The sequence below is a fragment of the Brevundimonas sp. Leaf363 genome (assembly GCF_001424025.1).
Taxonomy (GTDB): Bacteria; Pseudomonadota; Alphaproteobacteria; order Caulobacterales; family Caulobacteraceae; genus Brevundimonas.
The window spans coordinates 554,543-573,783 of sequence record NZ_LMPZ01000002.1 but is presented as its reverse complement, the minus strand read 5'-3'; the positions used below and the strand labels follow the sequence as shown (position 1 = coordinate 573,783).

Genomic DNA, 19,241 nt, shown 5'->3' with positions numbered 1-19,241 from the left:
AGCGTGTCGCTGAAACAGCGACTGGTGCGCGAGATCGCCCTCACCGGGCCTATGACGGTGGCCGACTACGTCCGCCGCTGCCTGCACGATCCCGAGGACGGCTATTACGCCGTGCGCCCGCGTCTGGGCGAGGGCGGCGACTTCATCACCGCGCCCGGCGTCAGCCAGATGTTCGGCGAACTGATCGGCCTCTGGGCTATCGAGTGCTGGACCCGGTTGGGATCGCCCGCCCGCGTCACCCTGGCCGAGGTCGGGCCGGGCGACGGGACGCTTATGGCCGACGCCCTGCGCGCCGCGCGGCTGGCGCCGGAATTCATGGCGGCGCTGGACCTGGTGTTGGTGGAGCCCAGCGCACCGCTGCGTGCGGCGCAGGCGGCGCGTCTGGAGCCGCTGGGCCTCACCCCCCGCTGGCTCGAGAGCGTTCCGGCCCTGCCCGAAGACGCGCCGATGATCCTGATCGCCAACGAGGTGCTGGACTGCCTGCCCGCGCGCCAGTTCGTGCGCACCGACGCCGGCTGGGCCGAGCGGCGCATCGGTGTGGACGATGCGGAGGGTCTCGTCTTCGGCCTGACGGCGGCTCCCGGCTTCACGCCCCCCTCTTGGCCCGTCGAAATCGGACAGACGGTCGAGACCTCAGCCGCCCAGATCGCCTTCGCCGGCGCCGTGGCGGACAAGGTGTCGCGCGCGGGCGGCGCCGCCCTGCTGATCGACTATGGCCGCGACGCGCCGGGCCCGGGCGACACCCTGCAGGCCCTGAAAGCGCATCAGAAGGTCGATCCGCTGGCCGAGCCGGGCCATGCCGACCTGACCCAATGGGCCGACTTCCCCACGGTCCAGGCGGCGGCGCGAGAGGCCGGCGCGGCCTCGCCCCGTCTGTTGACCCAAGGCGACTTCCTGTCGCTGCTGGGGATCGAGCACCGCGCCCATCGGTTGAAGTCGGGCCGTCCCGATCAGGCCCGCGTGATCGACCGCCAGTTGGACCGCCTGATCGGTCCCGATCAGATGGGCCGGCTGTTCAAGGTCGCCGCCGTCACCGCGCCCGGTTTCATCGCCCCGGGATTCGAGGAGGAGCTTGCATGACCGAACCGGTGAAAGGCCCAGCGTCCTATTTCCCATCGATTGAAAAGAAGTACGGCCGCCCCATCGTCGAATGGCAGCGGGTCGTGCGGGATGCATACCCGGCCAAACACATGGAGCTGGTCGCCGTCCTGAAGGACCAGCACGGGATGGGCCACGGTCACGCGAACGCCGTGGTCGCCTACACGCTTGCGCAAGACGGGCTGAAATGACCGAACGCGCGCCCGAGCCGATCACCCATCCGCTGCTGACCGAGGCCGGCGTGCGCCATGGTTTCTTCACCCGCGCGGGCGGCGTCTCGACCGGCCTGTATCAGGGCTTGAACGTCGGCGTCGGCTCCAGCGACGATCCAGCGGCCGTGACGGAAAACCGCCGCCGCGCCGCCGCCTGGATGGGCGGCGACCTCGATGATCTGGCCGCCTGCTACCAGATCCATTCCGCCCTCGTTCGGGTCGCCGAAGGACCGTGGAAGGGCGAGCGGCCGGACGGCGACGCCGTGGTCACCGCGGTGCGGGGACCGGTCTGCGCCGTCCTGACGGCTGACTGCGCGCCGGTGCTGCTGGCCGATGCGCAGGCCGGCGTGATAGGCGCGGCGCATGCGGGCTGGAAGGGCGCGCTGGGCGGCGTGATTCACTCCACCGTTGCGGCCATGCAGGCCCTGGGCGCTGAGCCGTCGCGCATGGTCGCCGTCGTCGGCCCCTGCATCGCCCAGGCCTCCTATGAGGTCGACGCCGCCTTCGAGGATCGCTTTGTCCATCCCGATCCGCGATCGACCGCCTTCTTCGCCCCTGGCCGCGATGCGGCGCACCGCCAGTTCGACCTGCCCGGTTACGTACTGGGCCATCTGAGCGACGCCGGCGTCGGCCGCGCCGCCTGGACCGGCGACGACACCTGCGCAGACGAGGCCCGCTTCTTCTCCAACCGCCGCGCCTTCCAGAGGGACGAGCCAGACTTCGGCCGCCTGATCTCGGCGATCAGTCTCGGCTAGGCCTCAAAGCCCGTAAGAGAAGCCCGCGTCGAAATCGATGTCGTAGTCCGAGTAGCCGTCCGACCAGGGGCTGTTGCGATAGCCGCCGCCGTAACCGCTGCCATAGTTACGCGGGCGGGGGCATTCGCGGGTGAATCCTTGAGAGCCTCGGCTCCAGCGATCCTCGCCGTAATAGCGCCCTTCTGAGACGAATCGGCCCCGGCAATCGTACCAGCCGTAGCCGGTGCGGAACTGGTCGTAGTATTCCGGGATGGTCACGCGCGGGTCATAGGCGACGCCCAGCGAGCTTTCATCCCGGCGCCACCATTCGCGCGGATAGGGATAGCTCATGCAGGTATAGCCCTGGCCGCCGCCGCCCGACCACACGGGCGCGAAGCGGTTGCCATAGACCGGCTGGTATCCCAGCGGGCACAGGCTGGTGGACCAGACGCGATTGCCCTCGGCCACGATCACGCCGCGGTTCTCCTGGTACCAGGCCCGGCGGCTGACATCGGCCAGGATGTTGTTCTTGATCGTCGCCTGACCGGCGACCACGGCGACGCCATAGGTCTCGGCGACCAGCCGCGAGTTCTCGATGGAGACCTCACCGCCATGCAGCGACACAGCGGTATCAGCCTTGCAGATGCGCGTGCGGTCCAGACGCACCGTCGCGCCCTCCACCACGATCCCTTCGGGATAGCCGCAGACCTTGGAGTTGGTGATGGCGATCTCGCCGTAGTCGCGCATGGCGCGCACCAGGATGCCGATGGCGCGCGGGCCGAAGGTGCTCTGGCGGCTGGGGCCGATGATGCGGGTGCGGTTGATCTGCGTCTGGCCGCCCGCGCCGGGCACGACCTCCAGGCCCGAGGACGAGCCGGCGATGTAGACTTCATCCGTCCGAAGCGTCGCGCCGTCTGCGACCACTGCGGGCGCGACGGTGTCGGCGTTCACCCGCATGTCGCGCAGGTCCAGCAGGCCGCCGTCGGCATAGATCGCCGCCTCGTCGCCGGTGTGGCGCATGCCGACGTTCTGGGCCACGACCTCGCCGCCGTATGACACGATGCAGGCCGCGTCACCGGCGCGCGGCGAGGCGAAGACGATGTCCCGCACCTGCACCCGCACGCCGCGCGCCACCGTCATGCAGGGCGCGCCGTCCGGCGCCTGCAGGGTGCTGGGGGCCGAAAACTCGTCATCCCGCGGATCGAAGCGGCCCTCGCCCATGACGGTCATGGGCTTGTCGATGTTCAGCCATCCGACGCAGCCGCCGGCGCGCGCGCGGATGATCAGGGTGCCGCCGGGACGAACCCGTTGCACGGCCGTCTCGACCGCTCCCGAGCCCGGATTGCCGCCGCAGTCCACCAGCACGACTTCTTCGCCGCCCAGGATGGGCGGGGCCGGCAGGAAGCCCGGGCCATGACGATACTGGCCATAGTTCCAGCGCCGCTGGTGGGGACGATACCGTGTGCCGCGTGTCGGCGGATCCAGCAGGGCGCCGAAGTTGGGGCGCGTCTGGCTTTCGACCTTGGCGGCGACCTGGCCATAGCTGGTCTGGGACGCGGCGGCGCCGGTGATCGCCAGGGCGGCGATCAGGCCGGTCGCGAGGGCGGTGATCAGTTTGGGACGGCGAATGGTCATGACTTACGCCCTCCTTTAGCGGCGCTGCGAGCGGGACACCTGGGCGAGGACCGCCTGCAGGCGCGACGCGGAGGGCGCGAAGCCCGACAGCGCCGATTCGATGCGGAAGGCGACGGCCTGGGCCTTGTCTTGGTCGGCCACCCCCGCGACGCCCAGGGCGAAGTAGCTGGACATGGCGAACTTGGCCTCCGGGCTGCCCTGGCGGGCGGCCTGGTCGAACCAGTGGAAGGCGCGGGCATAGTCGGTCGGAACCCCGATGCCCTCGGCGTACATGACCGCCAGCACCAGTTGCGCCTCGGAGGAGCCGTTGACCGCCGCCAGCTGGATGGCGCGCACCCGTTCCAGATAGGACAGGCGCGATTCCATCGGATGGCCCAGCATGGCCTCCAGGGTCTCGATCTGGTGCTTGGACAGGTCCTCGGGCCGCAGGGCCACAGTGTCGGTCACCCCCAGATAGCGCAGGGCCCGCGCCACGTGGACGAAGGGCAGCTCGCCGCCCATCCGCGACAGGGCGTATTCATAGGCGTCGCCGCGCGGGCGGCTCTCGTCCGAGAAGGGCACGCCTGACTGGGGCGCGTCGTTCGGATAGAACTCATAGGGCGGCACCCACTGGCGCGCCTTGGCCTCGACGAAGCGGCCGTACTGAGCGCGGTTGGGTGAGGAGGCTTCGAAGTCCTTCAGCAGCACATAGGCGCCCACGTCGCCGGTCTGCACCGCCAGATAGTTGTAAAGATAGGCGTCCACGTCGTTACGCTGGAACAGGCCCGCGGCGGTCCAGTAGCCGTGGCGGCCGCGCCCGTTCGGCCCCGGTTGCCCCCGCCCCCAGGCCTCGCGCGCCTCGCGGTTGTCCTCGGGCTCGCCGAAGGGGCCGTAAAGGCCGTCGTGCAGGCGCGCCAGGGTGCGGAAGCCTTCGGCGTCCTGCGTCGACAGCACGTAGACGACGCGGTCGCGGACCTTGTCCTGCTCCTCGCGACTCATCTGCGACAGCTGGCGGTCCAGCCGCTCGTACGCAACGTGGCGCTCGAAGGCGCGACAGTCGTCGAACCGGGACAGCGGCCGCCAACCGCCGAAGCCGCCGCGCTCCTGCCGATTGATCGGCGCATAGCCCTCGCCGTTGGTCAGCGCCATGGCGTACCAGACCGAGCTTTCGATCGGATCTTCGATATTCTTGTCGGTGGCGCGCTGGGCCGAATAGCGCGAACCCAGTTCAAGCTGGGCGAAGAAATCGCCACGGAAGGCGGCCCGGCGCAGCTGGCGCAGACCGATCTCCTGAGCATTGAATTCGGACCCGGTCACCGATGCCGGCCGCGGGCAGGCGTTGGCCGCGTAGTTGTCGCGGCGCCAGAACTGAAGCCCCCCGCCGCCGCCGCGATAGTCGCAGCTGGCCAGCGCGAGGACGATAAGGATGAGCAGTATGATCGCCGCCGCTACGCTGACGACGGGCGTCGTCATACGCCGGGGTCGCGCGCGTCCGTCATCGATGTCGCGGTCCGCCATACCCCTCACCCCACTTCAGGACACCACTTACGCGTGTCCATCCGTTAACCATCTCCCAGACCGATGGTCAGCGACCGTTAACGTGCTGTCAAGGTTAACGCAGCTTCACCATAAGCGTTGCCGCAGGGCGGCCAGAATGTTTCGTCGTTCGTTCAGACTTGGAATCCGCCGGCGCTGCGGACGCCCAGAGGCCCGCCGCCGTCGTCCATTCGCCAAGATCGGCGCGAGGCCTATATGAGCGGCCCGTCCTCGGAGTTTGTAATGGCCTACGCCGCCCGTCTCGACCGCCCCGCCGACAAGGCCGCGCGGTATCTGGAGCTTGAAGAAGAAATCGCCGCCGTGCTGGACGGCGAGCCAGATCGTACCGCGCGCATGGCCACGGTCGCCTCCATGCTGGCGGACGCCTTCGATCATTTCTTCTGGACCGGCTTCTATGTCGTCGATCCGGCCAAGGACCGCGAACTGGTGGTCGGCCCTTACCAGGGCACGCTGGGCTGCCTGAGAATCGGCTTCGACCGGGGCGTCTGCGGCGCGGCGGCGCGCACGGGCCAGACGCAGATTGTCGAGGACGTCCACGCATTCCCCGGCCACATCGCTTGCGACAGCCGCTCGGCCAGCGAGATCGTCACGCCGGTCTTCGATGCTGATGGAGCACTGATCGCCGTGCTGGACGTGGACGCGACCGTGACCGCCGCCTTCGACGCCCAGGACGCCGAGGCGCTGGAACGGCTGATGGCCCGCATCTTCGGAGCGAAGGCATGAGCCGCGCCATCGTCGTCACGGGCGGACGCGGCGCCCTGGGCCAGGCCGTCGTCGACGCCGCCCTGGCCGCCGGTCTGCGGGTGGCGTCCATCGATCACGCCGACGGCGAGGGCGCGCGCGACGGTGTCTTCGAAATCGGCGGCGTCGATCTGACGGACCCGGTCCAGGCCATGGCCGCCATAGAACGGGCCGCCGCGCACTTCGGCGGATTGGACGCCCTGATCAACGTCGCCGGCGGCTTCGTCTGGCAGACGGTCGACGACGACCACCCGGCCTGGGACAAGATGCACGCGCTGAACGTCGCCACGGCCGTGAACGCCAGCCGCGCCGCCCTGCCCCACCTGAAGACCTCGTCGGAAGGCCGGATCGTCAACGTCGGCGCCCATGGCGCGCTGAAGGCCGCCGCCGGCATGGGCGCCTATGCCGCCGCCAAGTCCGGCGTGCACCGCCTGACCGAGGCGCTGGCCGAAGAGCTGAAGACCACCTCGGTGACGGTCAACGCCGTCCTGCCCTCGATCATCGACACCGAGGCCAACCGCAAGGATATGCCGGACGCCGATCCGGCCGCCTGGGTCGCCCCGGCCGATCTGGCCGCCGTCATCCTGTTCCTGGCCTCGCCCGACAGCCGCGCCGTTACCGGCGCCCTGATCCCCGTCACGGGCCGGGTATGAACCTCTTCCGCTCCGTCCTCTTCCTGCCCGCCGACAATGCGCGCGCGGTTCAGAAGGCGCGTGGTCTGGACTGCGACGTCGCCGTGCTGGATCTGGAGGACGCCGTCGGGCCTGACCACAAGGCCGCGGCTCGCGCCGCCGCTGTCGAAGCCGTGCGCCAAGGCGGGTTCCGTCCGCGACTGGCCGTGCGCGTCAACGCCGCCGATACGCCCTGGGCCGCTGATGACCTGGTCGCCTTGGCCGAGACGGGCGTCGATCTCGTCGTCCTGCCAAAGGTTGAGAAGCCCGAAACCGTGGCAGACGCCGCCCGCGCCCTTGGCGGGCGGGCCGCCCTGGTCGCAATGATCGAGACGCCGCTGGCGCTGAAGAACCTGTGGGCTATCGCGGAGGCCGGGGGCCGGCTTGAGGCGCTGATGCTGGGCGTCAACGATCTGGCTGCGACGCTAAACACCGCATCCTCGCCCGACCGCGAGCCGCTGAAGCCCTGGCTGGCCGCCGTGGTCGCCGCCGCCCGCCTGAACGGCCTCACCGCCATCGACGGCGTCTTCAACCGGCTGGACGACCCCGAGTGCCTCGCCGCCGAGTGCGCGCAGGGCCGCCTATACGGCTTCGACGGCAAGAGCCTGATCCATCCCAACCAGATCGCCGCCGCCCATGCCGCCTTCGCCCCGTCCGAGGCCGCCATCGCCCACGCCCGCGCCGTCGTCGCCGCCTTCACTGAGAATCCGACGGCCGGCGTGCTGACGATCGATGGCCAGATGACGGAACGGCTGCATCTGGAAGCTGCGCAACGCCTGCTGGCTTCCCTCTCCCAGAGGGAGAGGGCTTGAGGCTCCAGGACCCGAAGGCGATTGGGTAAGCCGAAGGGGTGAGGGGTTACGCCCTGTCTTGTCAGCCCTGAACCCCTCACCCTTTCGCGCAAGAACGACGGCTATCGCCGCCGTGCGCTCAAGCCCTCTCCCTCTGGGAGAAGGACAGGAGGTCTGGTCGTCGCCGCCTGCCCGTCCTAAACCAGCGCTACCTTGACCGACGCCGCCCGCCCCTCGACCGACGCGCCGACCATCGCCTGGGTCAGCGCGCCCGGTGTGCTCAGGATTCCCTTCCTCCAGACCTTCCTGCCCGACTATGACCTGCGCCGTCTGCCGACGCCGGATGTGCAGGCCGTCATCGGTTGGGGCCTGAAGCCCAGCGCCGCCGCCGGGCGACGCCTCGCGGCCGCGCGCGGCCTGCCCTACATCGCGCTGGAGGACGGCTTCCTGCGTTCGGTCGGTCTGGGCGAAGCCGGCGCAACCAGCCTCAGCCTGTCGGTCGACGACCTGGGCATCTATTATGACGCGACCCGCCCCTCGCGCCTGGAGCGGCTGATCGAGACCGCCCCCGACTGGTGCGACAGCGCCATGAAGGCCCGCGCGCGGTTTCTTGTGGACCGCATCATCGAGACCGGCCTGTCCAAGACCAATATGGGCGGGCCGCTGGACCGGTCGCTGCTGCGCCCCGGCCGGCGGGTGCTGATCGTCGACCAGACGGCGGGCGATCAGTCCATCGCCAATGGCCTGGCCTCGCCGCAGAGCTTCCTCGACATGGTCGCCGCCGCGCGCCGCGACGAGCCGGACGCCCAGCTGATCGTGAAGCGCCACCCGGCCGTCGCCGCCGGCAAGAAGCAGGGCTGCATTCCTCCCGAGGTGCTGGACGGCCTGACCCTGATCGACACCGACGTGCGTGGGGCCGACCTGCTGGCCGAGGTGGACGTGGTCTATGCGGTGACCAGCGCCCTGGGCTTCGAAGCCGTGCTGCGCGGCCTGACCGTGCGGACCTTCGGCGCCGGCTTCTACACCGGCTGGGGCCTGACCGAGGACGCGGTCCACACCGGCCGTCGAGGCGTCGCGCGTGATCTGGAGACCGTCGCCGCCGCCTGTCTGATCGCCTACACCCGCTACGTCGATCCGATCACCGGCCGCCCCTGCACCGCCGAATGGGCGATCGAGCGGCTGATCAATCTGCGCGCCCGCGCAGACCGGCTGGCGGGCTCGTGGGCCGCCGTCGGTTTCGCCCCGGCCAAGCGCCCGCCGGTGCGCCGCCTGCTGAACTCGCCCAAGGCGGACCTGCGGTACTTCGGCTCGGCCGCCCGCGCGGCCGCCCATGCCCAGACGACCGGCGGCCGGATGATCTGGTGGGCCGGCAAGGAGAGCGAGGCGACGCGTCAGGCCGCCGCCGCCTTCGACGGGCCCAAGGTGCGGATGGAGGACGGCTTCATCCGCTCGCGCGGCCTGGGCTCGGACTTCTTCGGCGCCCTCAGCGTCGCGCTGGATGACCTCGGCGTCTATTACGACCCGTCCCGCCCCTCGCGGCTAGAAGCCCTGATAGAGGTGGGCGACGTCTCGACCCGCGACCTGACCCGCGCCGCCGCCCTGCGCGAACGCGTGGTCGAGACCGGTCTGTCCAAATACAATCTGAAGGGTCAGCCACCGTCGGGCTGGCCGACCGACCGGCCGCGCCTGCTGGTCGTCGGTCAGGTCGAGAACGACAAGTCGATCCTGCTGGGCTGCGCGCCCGATCTGAACACCAACTCCGGCCTGGTCGCCGCCGCCCGCGCCGATCACCCCGACGCCTTCCTGATTTATCGCAACCATCCCGACGTCCTCGCCGGCAACCGGCCGGGCCTACTGGACGCCTCGGCGCTGGACGCGGTGGACGCCGTGGCCGACGGGCTGGACATCATCGACTGCCTGAACGCCTGCGACCGGCTGGCCACCCTGACCTCCCTGACCGGGTTCGAGGCCCTGATCAGGCATAAGGCGGTATCGGTCTATGGCCGCCCGTTTTACGCCGGCTGGGGCCTGACCGAGGATCGCTTGGACTTCCCGCGTCGCAGCCGCCGCGCCAGCCTGGACGAACTGGTCCACGCCGCCCTGATCGCCTACCCGGTCTACGTCACGCCCGCCGGCTGGCCCTGCGAGGCCGAGGATCTGGTCGAGGCCCTGATCAAGGCGCGCGACACGCCAGCGCCCACCGCCCCCTCCAACCAGATCGCCCGCTGGTGGAAGGGCATCCGCGCCAGCCTCGACCGGACGCCGCCACCGTCCTATTGAGCGTTCGTCAAAAGAACAGACCTTCCTCAAGCAGCGAGGCCCCGCGGGCCGAGCGATAGGAAAACAAACCAGTGCCAAACGCTGTTATCGCCGCCACCGGTTTGTTCACCCCCGAACAGTCGATCTCCAACGAGGAGCTGGTCGCCGCCTACGACGCCTGGGCCGAACAGTGGAACGCCGACAACGCCCGCGCCATCGCCGAGGGCGAGCTGGAGGCCAAGACGCCGTCCTCGGCCGCCTTCATCGAGAAGGCCTCGGGCATCAAGAGCCGCTTCGTCCTCGACAAGGCCGGCGTGCTGGATCCCAGGCGGATGGCGCCCAACCTGCCCGAACGCTCCAACGACGAGCTGTCGATCCTGGCCGAGATGGCCGTGAAGGCCGCGCGCGAGGCCATCGCCGCCTGGGGCAAACCGGTCTCGGAGATCGGCGCCGTCCTGTGCGCCGCGTCGAACATGCAGCGCGCCTATCCGGCCATGGCGATCGAGGTGCAGCAGGCGCTGGGCATCGATGGCTTCGCCTTCGACATGAACGTGGCGTGCTCCAGCGCCACATTCGGCATCAAAACCGCCGCCGACTTCATCGCCTCCGGCTCGGTCAAGGCGGTGCTGATGGTCAATCCGGAGGTCTGCTCGGCCCACCTGAACTTCAAGGACCGCGACAGCCACTTCATCTTCGGCGACGTCGCCACCGCCGTGATCGTGGAGTCTTCCGACACCGCCGGCCCCGGCGGCTGGGACGTACTGGGCACGCGGCTGAAGACGGTGTTCTCGAACAACATCCGCAACAACTTCGGCTTCCTGAACAACGCCGCGCCGGAGGGCATCGGCAAGTCGGACAAGCTGTTCGTCCAGCAGGGTCGTAAGGTCTTCAAGGATGTAGTGCCGATGGTCTCGGACATGATCGTCGACCACGCCGGAGACCTGGGCCTGGACCCGCAGGGCCTCAAGCGTCTGTGGCTGCACCAGGCCAACATCAACATGAACGAGATGATCGGCCGCAAGGTGCTGGGCCGCGACCCCGAACCGGGCGAGAACATCATCATCCTGGACGACTACGCCAACACCTCCTCGGCCGGCTCCATCATCGCCTTCCACCTGCACCACGACGGCTTCGAGCGCGGCGACGTCGGCCTGATCTGCAGCTTCGGCGCGGGTTACTCAGCGGGCACGGTGTTCGTGAAGAAGCGCGCGTAGCGCAGGCATCGCTCTCCGCCCCCTGGGCGGAGACAGGCGCCGCAAGGCGCCAGAGGCGGGCCCGAAAGGTCGAGGCAGGACAACTTGCCCGCCTCTGCTCGCTGCGCTCGCTGTCTCCGCCCAGGAGGCGGAGATTGCTACGGCGCGGGCGTCCCGGGCGTTTCCGGCGGATGCGCCGCCTTCCATTCCATCGCCTTGCGGATGCGGTTTCCGACGCTGGGGTGGTCGTAGAAGATGAACTCCTCGATCGCCGAGGGGCTGGGCGCACGGTATTCGGCTGTCTTGATCAGCGCCTTTGACAGCCCGTCCGGCTCATTGGCGTGGACCAGGGAGAAGTGGTCGGCGTCGGCCTCGGTGATCCGCGTCATGCTCGAGAAGACCGGCGTCGCCAGCACGCCCAGCACCGCCAGCACCACGCTCAGCACCGGCAGGCCGGCCGGGTCGGCGATGTCGCCCACCTTGTTCGCGCCCAGCCACCGCCGCGCCAGCGGATAGAGACGGTCGGTCAGCCAGAAGCCGGCCGTGGCGATGACGATCATCATGCCGACAAGCCACAGGATATGGCCGCGCACATAGTGGCCCATCTCGTGGCCGACGACGCCGCGCACCTCGGCCAAATCGGCGCCCTTTTGGAACATCACGTCGCTCATCGCCACGCGCGCCGAGCCGAACAGGCCCGAGACATTGGCGGTGTAGCGGTCCGACTGCTTCGAGCCGTTGAAGATGTAGATCTTGTCGGACGGCGTGCCGGTCTCCTCGGCCAGCTTGACCACCGCATCGCGGACCGGGCCGTTCGGCGCCGGAGTGTAGGTGTTGAAGATCGGCTCGATCAGGATCGGCGAGACGACCAGGCCCAGGATGACGAACACCGCCGTCACCGCCGCCGCCCACGCCCACCACCAGCGCCGCGCCCGCCGGATCAGGGCATAGATGGCGATCAGCAGCAGGGCCGACACCACCACCGAGATCGCCGCCCCGATCAGGTCCTCGGTCAGCCAGCCGCCGAACGCCTGCTGCGTCAGGCCGTAGTGCTTCTCGCGGTACCAGGACGCATAGGCCGACCACGGCAGGTTCAGCACGAAGCTCATGACGCCATAGACCAGCGCCACGACGAAGCTGGCCAGCTTGGGTCGCCGCTTTTTCCGCTCGACCCAGTCGCGCGCGGCCCCCAGCCAGTTGGTCTTAATGATGATCCAGCCGATCAGAATGGAGACGATCAGCGAGCCTATGATCAGCCAGTGGCCGCCGTGGGTGTAGGCCACCGCTCGCGCGGTATCCTCGGGCGACAGGGTCGCCAGCCAACGCGCGGTCTCGGCCGCCGGATCGATCGCCATGACAATTTTCCCCAGCCGCGGCCGCCTGCCGCGTTCACATTATCTGCGGCCACGCTTGCGCCGCGGGCCCAAGTTTGCAACCCCATAAGACGTCGAGAACAAGGGGACGCCCGAATGGCTCAGACCAAGCCGAACTTCTGGGATCAACTGGTGCGGGACGTGACCGAGGTGCTGACCCGAATGGGCGGCTCCGCGCACCAGACCGTGGTTGTCGACTGCGTCGCCGCCATGCATCGCCAGCGAGGCGAGACGGTCAACGATCTGCCGCGCATGATCGTCGAGGCCCTCGAGCACTATCGCGACCTGTTCGTTCGGCCGTTCGGCGAGGGATCGCAGCGCTGGGCCCTGGCGGGCCACGCCTGAAACTGGAAGAGGCGCGCTGTCGCCAGCGCGCCCCCCGCACCCCCGGACCAAAGCCCGGGATGGTCGTCTGTCCCTAGAAGCGACGGACGTAGCTGACCGAATAGACATCGGCCTTGCCCGCATCGTCGGTGTAGTCGCGGCGCGTGAAGTCAGCCCGCACGCCGTTCTGGGCGTCGAAGTCATAGTTCACGCCGGCGCCGTAGTTGACGCTGGTCTGGTGGTCCGAGCTCTGCACGCCGGCCGCTTCGCTCTGCAGCTCGGTAACGCCATAGCCGACGCGGCCGAACATCGACCAGTTTTGCGCGACCGGTAGGGTGGCGACGGCATAGGCGGCCGCGTCATAGCGGTGACGAACCACACCGTTGACGGCGCCGAAGTCCTTCTTGTCGTCCGCGACGCCGAACGAGGTTTCCGCCTCGGCGCCCAGGTACGGCGTGAAGCGCGCGCCGATACGGCCGGTCACCGTGCCGAGGTCGGCGAAGTCGTCATCGACCTGGCCATAGCCCAGCGTGCCGTACCACTGTGGGGACGAGACGGTTTGAGCCATGGCGGGCGCCGCGAAGGCAGTGGCGGCGACAGCAGCGAGAATGAGAGTACGCATTTTCTTATCACTCCTAGATGTGGCGACGAAGGGGAGTTCGTCGCCGTGCCCCATCCAGCAGGGGCTCAAATGGGCGGAGTAATGGGCCGTTCCTAGACCGTTTCGTTGCGATCCTGACACTGTGGAATCACAGCCACACACCGTGTTCGCTGGGGAACAAACCGGTGGTTCGCGTAGCGACTATTTGAAGGCGAACCGGCCGTCGCAATCCATGCGGGCGACGGCCGGTTGAACGCGTCAGTTCGCCGTCGCCTGGGCCGCCACGGCGTTCCAGCCGCGCAACCTTACCGACGGGGCGCCCGTCGCCGTCGCCGGATAACGGATGTCGATCCGGCGGCTCTCGCCCGGCAGCAGCGTGACATAGTTGTCAGCATAGTAGGCCGGCAGGATGCGCCGCCCCTCGCCGTCCACCAGCGTCAGCTTCAGGTTCAACGAAGGCGCCGCGCCGGTGTTGGCCAGCTCGGCCGTCACCATGCGCTCATCACCGTCGACGCGCGCCGCGCTCAGGCTGACCGTGACCGGCTGGGCCGGCAAATCGTTCAGGCGGCGATAGTCGGCAGGGGTCGCGCCGCGCCAGTAGCGGTTGTCGGACAGCACCCGGCCCTCCCCGTCCACCAGTTGCAGCACCACCAGCGCCGCGCGCTCAGTCTCCAGGATCGACGCCAGCGGGGTGTCGCCCACCGTCGTCACCCGGTTCGACAGGGCGTCGACCGCGTCGGTGCGGGTGAAGAGCTCGCGGTTGTCCAGGCTGACGATCCGCGTCTTCACCGACAGGCCCGACCGGTCGTCTCGCGTGGTGTTCAGCACCACCACGCCGTTGTCCGGCAGGTTCATCTGAACGTGCAGCGGCTCCGTCGCCGTGCGCGAACCGTAATAGGCGGCCGAGGTGTCGTAGTCCCAGCTATAGATCTGCCAGGCGTTCGACGGCCACGCCGGATGCGTCATCCAGAGCAGCCGGCCGCTGTTCTTGGTCCACAGGTGACCCAGGAAGCCCTCGTACATGGCCTTGTGGGTCTCGAGGTTCATCATCTGCGCCTTGCGCTCGAAGTCCTCGAAGCTGGTCGCCGCGCCGAACATGGTGTCCAGCGCCGCCATGAAGGTGGCCGTGTCGCCGTTCCCGGCGAAATGCCAGTCGTGATAGGCTAGGGTGTCCGACAGCGGCCACAGGTCCTCGGCCGGAACATAGCTTTGGATCGACTCCAGCGTGGACAGCGACGGCGTGCCGGTCTCGACCGAAAAGCCCGTCGCCAGGTCGGTGAAATAGCCCACGGGCGGGCGGTAGTTGTACGGGCCGGAGCCCTGCAGGTTGATGCTGTTCGAACTGCCGGTGAACCAGCGGGTGCCGTCCAGCTCGGCGACCACATCGTCCAGACCCTCGTTGAGCATCGGATAGGGCACGCCCTCGTTGCGGCCAAACCAGAGGATGATCGAGGGGTGGTTGCGATAGCGGGCAACCGTGTCGCGGGCGTTGTCCAGGAACAGCTGCGGATCCTGCGGCTCGACCTGGAAGTTCTGCGTCGACTGCCAGAAATCGCTCAGGATCATCATGCCGTACTCGTCCGCGAGGTCGAGGAAGCTGTCCTGATAGTTGTTGCCCATCCAGTTGCGGATGACGTTCATGTGGCCGTCGCGCTGGAGCCGGAAATAAGGCTCCAGACGCTCGCGGCTGACGCGCTTCATGGCGTCGTCCATGCCCCAGTTGCCGCCGCGCGCGGCGATGCGCACGCCGTTGACGCGGATGGTCAGGTGAGGCTCCGGCAGGGTCTCGTCGATGGCGACAACGGCGGCTGAGGCCTCGCCGGCGGGCGTCAGCGATTCCGCCCAGCCACGCGGCGACTGCTTTATCCCCTCGTGCGTCACGTCGATCAGCCGCTGGCCCGCCAGACCGCCGTCAGTCGTCTGGACGTTGACGCGGCGCAGCTCGCCGTCAGCGGCGAACAGCGACAGGTCGTAGCTGACCTCGCGGATGCCGAAGCGGCTGGTCGCCGTGTCCGAGGTCTGGCCGTCCACGATGGCGGTGACGGTCAGGTCGTGGAGCACCGGATCGCCGTACCCGTTCGGCCACCACAGGCGCGGGTTGGCGACACGCAGGGCCGCGAACTCGGACGGGGCGAAGGCGACGACCGAGCGTCCCGGCGGGGCGGTGACGGTCTTCTCGACCACCACGTCGTCGAAAGCGGCGCGGACGGTGACGGTGCGCGGCCCGTCGGCCTCGTTCTCGACCGGGACATTGATGTGCACGTCGGCGCTGTCGGTGCGCGGCAGGGGCAGGTCGGTGATGACCTGCGGATCGACGACACGGACATCGCCGTGCGTGACCAGCTCGACATTCTGCCACAGGCCGGTGTTGCGGTCGCGGATGCCGGGGATCCAGTCCCAGCCCTCGGTGGCTACGAAGGTCGGGCCGTCGATGGCCAGCTGGCCGCCGTTCTCGCCCACGCCGCCACGGATCGACTGTTCGTGCGGGGTGCCGGGGTGCGGCGGCGGCGAGACCTGGATGGCCACGACGTTCTCGCCCGGCTTCAGCGTCACCTCGAACTGGCCGCGCACGAAGGCGCCGCGCGTCGAGCCGACCTTTTCGCCGTTTAACCAGACCTCGGAGGCGTAATTCACGCCATTGAGCACCAGGGTGTGTCGACGCCCGGCGGCCTCGGACGGGGCGGTGAAGCTGGTGCGATACCAGTAATCCTGACGCGCCAGGCTTTCGGGGATCTCGAGGTTGTTCAGGCCGTAATAGGGGTCGGGATAGACGCCCCGGTCGACCAGGGTGGTCAGGACGGTGCCCGGAACGGTGGCGGGGCGCCACGTCCCGGCGGGCGAGCCCGGCTGCGACAGGGCGGCGCCGTCGGCCGTCACTTCGGGCGCGGCGGCCAGGGTCCAGCCGTTGATCGTCCAGCGGCCAGGTTCGCCGGCTTCCAGCACGGGGCGGGCCGCGACGGGCGTGGCGACCGGCGCCGTGCCCTCGCCGCGCGCCTGCGGCAGGGTCCAGGGGTCCTGCGGGCGGAAGTAGCCGGTGTTGGCGCGGTTCTGCCATTCCCAGCCCTGGTTCACGCGCCAGAAATGGACGACGTCGAAGTTCGGCCGATCACCGGCCAAGGCAGTGACGGCGGCGCCATCCAGCGCCGTGTCGTGCAGGGTCGCCTCGGCCATCTGACCGCCGAAGTGACGCAGGCTCTCCCCCGCCCCCACCACCGGGGCCACGCCGATCTTCGCCGAGGTCGCGACCGCCGCGACACGTCCGCGCGCCACGCGGCGACCGTTGACGTAGAGGGTCGCTTGATCCCCCTCGGAGGACACAGCGACATGGGTCCACTGCCCCGGCGCGATCCGCTCGCGCGTGGTCAGGGTCTGGCCGCCTGACTGATATCCCAGACGGCCGTCGGTCAGCACGAGACAGCGGCAGTTCGCCCCCGCCGCGCCCAACGCCAGCAGCGTGACCGTGCCGCCCTGCGCCAGCTCAGGCCGGACCCAGGCGCTGAAGCTGAAGCTGGACCCCTCGGCCATCAGGGCCGGCGCGTTCAGGTCACGCTCGACGCCTACGCCGCCCGCCAGCACGCTGACGTTATACGGGCCACCCTGCTCGGGCACGCCGGCCTCCGCCTGCGACGCCGCAAAGGCAAGCACCAGGGCTGCCGCTCCATGAAGCCAACGCATCGTTCGTCCTCCCGCCCGGCGTCTGCGCGCCAGTCCAACACTTGAGACTAGCCTAGCGCTGCGGCTCAGCTAATCAACAAATTGAAATCCGAAATAGGACTGCTGCGCCTTTTGGTCGCTGGAAACGCTTCCCTTGGTTGTAACAGGGCGTTATCGAAAGAACGTCGCGGCTTGGGGGGCTGGCCCTCGCCGCAGGAGTTCACGCGTTCATGGGTCCGCCACGAGCTGGCATCCGCCTGTCCGGCACCAATCTGGTGCGCGCGGCCGATCACAATCAGCGCATCACCCTGCACGCCATTCGCGTCAACGGCTCGCTGACGCGCGTCGAGCTGGCCAAGATCACCGGCCTCACGACACCGACGATCGCCAACATCTCGCGCCGTTTGCTGGCCGATGGCATGATCGAGGAGGCAGGCCAGCGGCGCGGCGGACGCGGCCAGCCGCCGACCGACCTGACGATCAATGCGGACGCCTGCTTCTGCTTGGGCGTGAACATCGACCGGGACCACATCACCGTCGTGGTCGTCGATTTCCTGGGCAAGACGCGCGCCCGGGCGACGAAGGAGATCGCTTTCGCCCTGCCGGACGACGTGCGCGCCTTCTATCAACATTGCGCGCCGCTGCTGTTGCAGGAGGCGGGGGTCAAGGCGGATCAGTTGCTGGGCGTGGGCGTCGCCGCCCCCGACGACCTCGGCCTGGTCGATCTGCCGGGCCGTCCGGCCGACTACGCCCAGTGGCATGGGCTGGACGTAACGAGCCTGTTCAAGGCGCCCTACGACCTGCCGACCTTCACCGAGAACGACGCCGCCGCGGCCGCCACAGGCGAGGTGCAGTTGGGCCACGGCCAGCGCTATTCCAGCTTCTTCTACATCCTGATCTCATGGGCGCTGGGCGGCGGGCTGGTCATCGACGGCGCCTACCGCAGGGGCGCGCAGGGGCGCAGCGGCGAGCTCGGGTTCATGATGGGCGAGACGCCCGGCGGCGGCCGCGAGCAAATCCAGACCTTCGTGTCCCTGTCCGGCCTCAGCGAGGCGCTGAAGGCCGAGGGGCTGACGCTGACGGAGTGCATGAGCGCCGAAGGGCCGATCCATCCGGCCGTCGCGACGTGGCTGGACGCGGCGGCGGAACGACTGATCGACCCGCTGACCGCAGTGAACTGCCTGATCAATCCGGCGGCGGTGCTGATCGGCGGGCGGCTGCCGGTCGCGGCGGTGGATCGGCTGGCCAACCGGCTGAACGCCCTGTTGCGCGAGCGGGCCACGTCCGCTCCGGTGATCGCACCGGTGCGCTGCGCCGCCCTGGCGGAAGACGCGCCGGCCGTCGGCGCCGCCATCCTGCCGCTCAGCCACTTCCTGCTGCCACGCGGCACCGCGCTGTGGGCCGAGCCTGAGGCCGAAGCAGCGGCCGACGCGGCCTAAAGCTGGTCCAGCGCCATCGCCACGGGCCCCAGCGGCCCGGCGCGGTCGCCCAGGCCCGGCGCACGCACGATCGTCTCGTCCGGCAGAACCAGATAGCCGTTCAGGCTCTCGCGCAGCTTGGTCTCGATCAGCGGCAGCAGATGCGGCTGCCCGGTCACGACGCCACCGCCGATCAGGATGCGGCGCGGCGCGGCGGTGAGGCACAGGGTGTGCGCCAGTTGCGCCAGGGTATGGGCGACATTGGCCCAGACCGGATCGTCGGCCGTCAGACTACTGATGTCCTCGCGTCCCAGCCGCGCCCGGATGGCCGATCCCGAGGCCAGTCCCTCGACGCAGCCGCCGTGGAAGACGCACCAGCCAGGCCAGTCATCGCCATCCAACCGCTGCACACGCATGTGGCCCAGTTCACAATGACCAAAGCCGCGCATCGCCTTGCCGTTGGCGATCAGGCCGACGCCGACGCCGGTGCCGACGGTGACATAGGCGAAGTCGTTCAGACCCTGAGCCGCACCCCACCGGCCCTCCGCGAAGGCTGCGCCGTTGACGTCGGTGTCGAACGCATAGGGCACGCCATAGCGACCGGTCAGGCGCTTCGCCACGTCGGCGCCGCTCCAGTGAGGCTTGGTCGTCGCCGGGATCGAGCCCCAGGCGGGCGAGGCCGGATCGAGGTCCAACGGGCCGAACGATGCGATCCCCAGCGCGCTGAATCCGTCGTCCGCCCGCCAGCCGTCCAGGATGGCCTCGACGCCCGACAGAGTCTCTTCCGGCGTGGTCGTGTCGACCCGCGCCTGCTTGAGGATCACGCCCTCCCCATCAGCCAGGACGCAGACGCATTTGGTCCCGCCCAGCTCGACCCCCGCAATGCGTGCGCGCTCGTCCGTGGTGCTCATTGACGCTTCAGTTCTCTCGGGAGGCGATGCGGCAGGGGTGCCGACCCCTGCGACAAAGGTCAAGCCGAACCCGCCTTTACGGCGACGGTC

General features: G+C 69.0%; 16 protein-coding genes. 10 read left to right on the top strand and 6 right to left on the bottom strand.

The genetic code is table 11. The features are described from left to right. Nucleotides 1–3 precede the first annotated feature (3 nt). The 3 genes from ASG17_RS05760 to pgeF are packed head-to-tail and all read left to right on the top strand — an operon-like array spanning nt 4 to nt 2,065. Complete coding sequence (locus tag ASG17_RS05760) at nt 4–1,080, top strand: class I SAM-dependent methyltransferase (RefSeq protein ID WP_056100401.1); 1,077 nt, start codon at nt 4–6, stop codon at nt 1,078–1,080. Next, nucleotides 1,077–1,289, top strand: a complete 213-nt coding sequence (locus tag ASG17_RS05755; RefSeq protein ID WP_056100397.1) for a DUF4287 domain-containing protein — start codon at nt 1,077–1,079, stop codon at nt 1,287–1,289. Before ASG17_RS05760 ends, ASG17_RS05755 begins: the two co-directional genes overlap by 4 nt. Then, nucleotides 1,286–2,065, top strand: coding sequence for a peptidoglycan editing factor PgeF (gene pgeF / locus ASG17_RS05750; RefSeq protein ID WP_056100394.1), 780 nt, complete (start codon nt 1,286–1,288; stop codon nt 2,063–2,065). The genes ASG17_RS05755 and pgeF overlap by 4 nt, the downstream gene beginning before the upstream one ends. A 3-nt stretch (nt 2,066–2,068) precedes the next feature. Here pgeF and ASG17_RS05745 read toward each other — a convergent pair whose 3' ends face one another. Further along, complete coding sequence (locus tag ASG17_RS05745; protein WP_200935033.1) at nt 2,069–3,679, bottom strand: hypothetical protein; 1,611 nt, start codon at nt 3,677–3,679, stop codon at nt 2,069–2,071. Between the two features lie 15 nt (nt 3,680–3,694). Continuing rightward, a complete protein-coding gene (locus ASG17_RS05740; RefSeq protein WP_235560368.1) occupies nt 3,695–5,131 on the bottom strand; it encodes a tetratricopeptide repeat protein in 1,437 nt (478 codons plus the stop codon). A 306-nt stretch (nt 5,132–5,437) separates the two neighbouring features. On the opposite strand from ASG17_RS05740, the gene ASG17_RS05735 reads away from it, so the two are divergent. The 5 genes from ASG17_RS05735 to ASG17_RS05715 all read left to right on the top strand — a co-directional run bounded on the left by ASG17_RS05735 (nt 5,438) and on the right by ASG17_RS05715 (nt 10,891). Next, complete coding sequence (locus ASG17_RS05735) at nt 5,438–5,938, top strand: GAF domain-containing protein (protein ID WP_056100388.1); 501 nt, start codon at nt 5,438–5,440, stop codon at nt 5,936–5,938. Further along, a complete protein-coding gene (locus ASG17_RS05730) occupies nt 5,935–6,609 on the top strand; it encodes an SDR family NAD(P)-dependent oxidoreductase (RefSeq protein ID WP_056100386.1) in 675 nt (224 codons plus the stop codon). The genes ASG17_RS05735 and ASG17_RS05730 overlap by 4 nt, the downstream gene beginning before the upstream one ends. Further along, a complete protein-coding gene (locus ASG17_RS05725; protein ID WP_056100384.1) occupies nt 6,606–7,439 on the top strand; it encodes a CoA ester lyase in 834 nt (277 codons plus the stop codon). Before ASG17_RS05730 ends, ASG17_RS05725 begins: the two co-directional genes overlap by 4 nt. Before the next feature lie 192 nt (nt 7,440–7,631). Continuing rightward, the gene (locus ASG17_RS05720; protein ID WP_235560367.1) at nt 7,632–9,698 is read left to right on the top strand and encodes a capsular polysaccharide biosynthesis protein; all 2,067 of its coding nucleotides are present in this window, start codon (nt 7,632–7,634) and stop codon (nt 9,696–9,698) included. A gap of 71 nt (nt 9,699–9,769) precedes the next feature. Next, nucleotides 9,770–10,891 (top strand): beta-ketoacyl-ACP synthase III, encoded by a 1,122-nt coding sequence (locus tag ASG17_RS05715; protein WP_056100380.1) that lies wholly within the window; start codon nt 9,770–9,772, stop codon nt 10,889–10,891. A 137-nt stretch (nt 10,892–11,028) separates the two neighbouring features. On the opposite strand, the gene ASG17_RS05710 is transcribed toward ASG17_RS05715, so the two are convergent. Then, nucleotides 11,029–12,225 carry a M48 family metallopeptidase gene (locus ASG17_RS05710; protein ID WP_056100378.1) on the bottom strand — a complete coding sequence of 399 codons (1,197 nt, stop codon included), beginning with the start codon at nt 12,223–12,225 and terminating at the stop codon, nt 11,029–11,031. Between the two features lie 114 nt (nt 12,226–12,339). Here ASG17_RS05710 and ASG17_RS05705 point away from each other — a divergent pair, with 114 nt between their 5' ends. Next, on the top strand, nt 12,340–12,588 hold the full coding sequence (locus tag ASG17_RS05705) for a hypothetical protein (protein ID WP_056100375.1): 249 nt from the start codon (nt 12,340–12,342) through the stop codon (nt 12,586–12,588). 73 nt (nt 12,589–12,661) lie between these two features. Here the strand turns inward: ASG17_RS05705 and ASG17_RS05700 are convergent, their stop codons facing one another. Continuing rightward, a complete protein-coding gene (locus ASG17_RS05700; RefSeq protein ID WP_056100373.1) occupies nt 12,662–13,189 on the bottom strand; it encodes a porin family protein in 528 nt (175 codons plus the stop codon). A gap of 237 nt (nt 13,190–13,426) precedes the next feature. Beyond that, nucleotides 13,427–16,843, bottom strand: a complete 3,417-nt coding sequence (locus tag ASG17_RS05695) for a glycoside hydrolase family 2 (protein ID WP_056100370.1) — start codon at nt 16,841–16,843, stop codon at nt 13,427–13,429. Between the two features lie 209 nt (nt 16,844–17,052). On the opposite strand from ASG17_RS05695, the gene ASG17_RS05690 reads away from it, so the two are divergent. Beyond that, nucleotides 17,053–18,261: an ROK family transcriptional regulator gene (locus ASG17_RS05690; RefSeq protein ID WP_082496134.1), complete on the top strand. Its 1,209-nt coding sequence runs from the start codon at nt 17,053–17,055 to the stop codon at nt 18,259–18,261. On the opposite strand, the gene ASG17_RS05685 is transcribed toward ASG17_RS05690, so the two are convergent. After that, nucleotides 18,258–19,151, bottom strand: a complete 894-nt coding sequence (locus ASG17_RS05685) for an ROK family protein (RefSeq protein WP_056100364.1) — start codon at nt 19,149–19,151, stop codon at nt 18,258–18,260. The two genes, ASG17_RS05690 and ASG17_RS05685, sit on opposite strands and share 4 nt — an antisense overlap. Nucleotides 19,152–19,241 lie beyond the last annotated feature (90 nt).

Bases quoted from the DNA above. Each gene is read 5' to 3' on its own strand.
- ASG17_RS05700 (WP_056100373.1), bottom strand. From the start codon at position 13,189: ATGCGTACTCTCATTCTCGCTGCTGTCGCCGCCACTGCCTTCGCGGCG.
- pgeF (WP_056100394.1), top strand. From the start codon at position 1,286: ATGACCGAACGCGCGCCCGAGCCGATCACCCATCCGCTGCTGACCGAG.
- ASG17_RS05725 (WP_056100384.1), top strand. From the start codon at position 6,606: ATGAACCTCTTCCGCTCCGTCCTCTTCCTGCCCGCCGACAATGCGCGC.
- ASG17_RS05690 (WP_082496134.1), top strand. From the start codon at position 17,053: ATGGGTCCGCCACGAGCTGGCATCCGCCTGTCCGGCACCAATCTGGTG.
- ASG17_RS05695 (WP_056100370.1), bottom strand. From the start codon at position 16,843: ATGCGTTGGCTTCATGGAGCGGCAGCCCTGGTGCTTGCCTTTGCGGCG.
- ASG17_RS05710 (WP_056100378.1), bottom strand. From the start codon at position 12,225: ATGGCGATCGATCCGGCGGCCGAGACCGCGCGTTGGCTGGCGACCCTG.
- ASG17_RS05755 (WP_056100397.1), top strand. From the start codon at position 1,077: ATGACCGAACCGGTGAAAGGCCCAGCGTCCTATTTCCCATCGATTGAA.
- ASG17_RS05745 (WP_200935033.1), bottom strand. From the start codon at position 3,679: ATGACCATTCGCCGTCCCAAACTGATCACCGCCCTCGCGACCGGCCTG.
- ASG17_RS05740 (WP_235560368.1), bottom strand. From the start codon at position 5,131: ATGACGACGCCCGTCGTCAGCGTAGCGGCGGCGATCATACTGCTCATC.
- ASG17_RS05685 (WP_056100364.1), bottom strand. From the start codon at position 19,151: ATGAGCACCACGGACGAGCGCGCACGCATTGCGGGGGTCGAGCTGGGC.
- ASG17_RS05730 (WP_056100386.1), top strand. From the start codon at position 5,935: ATGAGCCGCGCCATCGTCGTCACGGGCGGACGCGGCGCCCTGGGCCAG.
- ASG17_RS05735 (WP_056100388.1), top strand. From the start codon at position 5,438: ATGGCCTACGCCGCCCGTCTCGACCGCCCCGCCGACAAGGCCGCGCGG.
- ASG17_RS05705 (WP_056100375.1), top strand. From the start codon at position 12,340: ATGGCTCAGACCAAGCCGAACTTCTGGGATCAACTGGTGCGGGACGTG.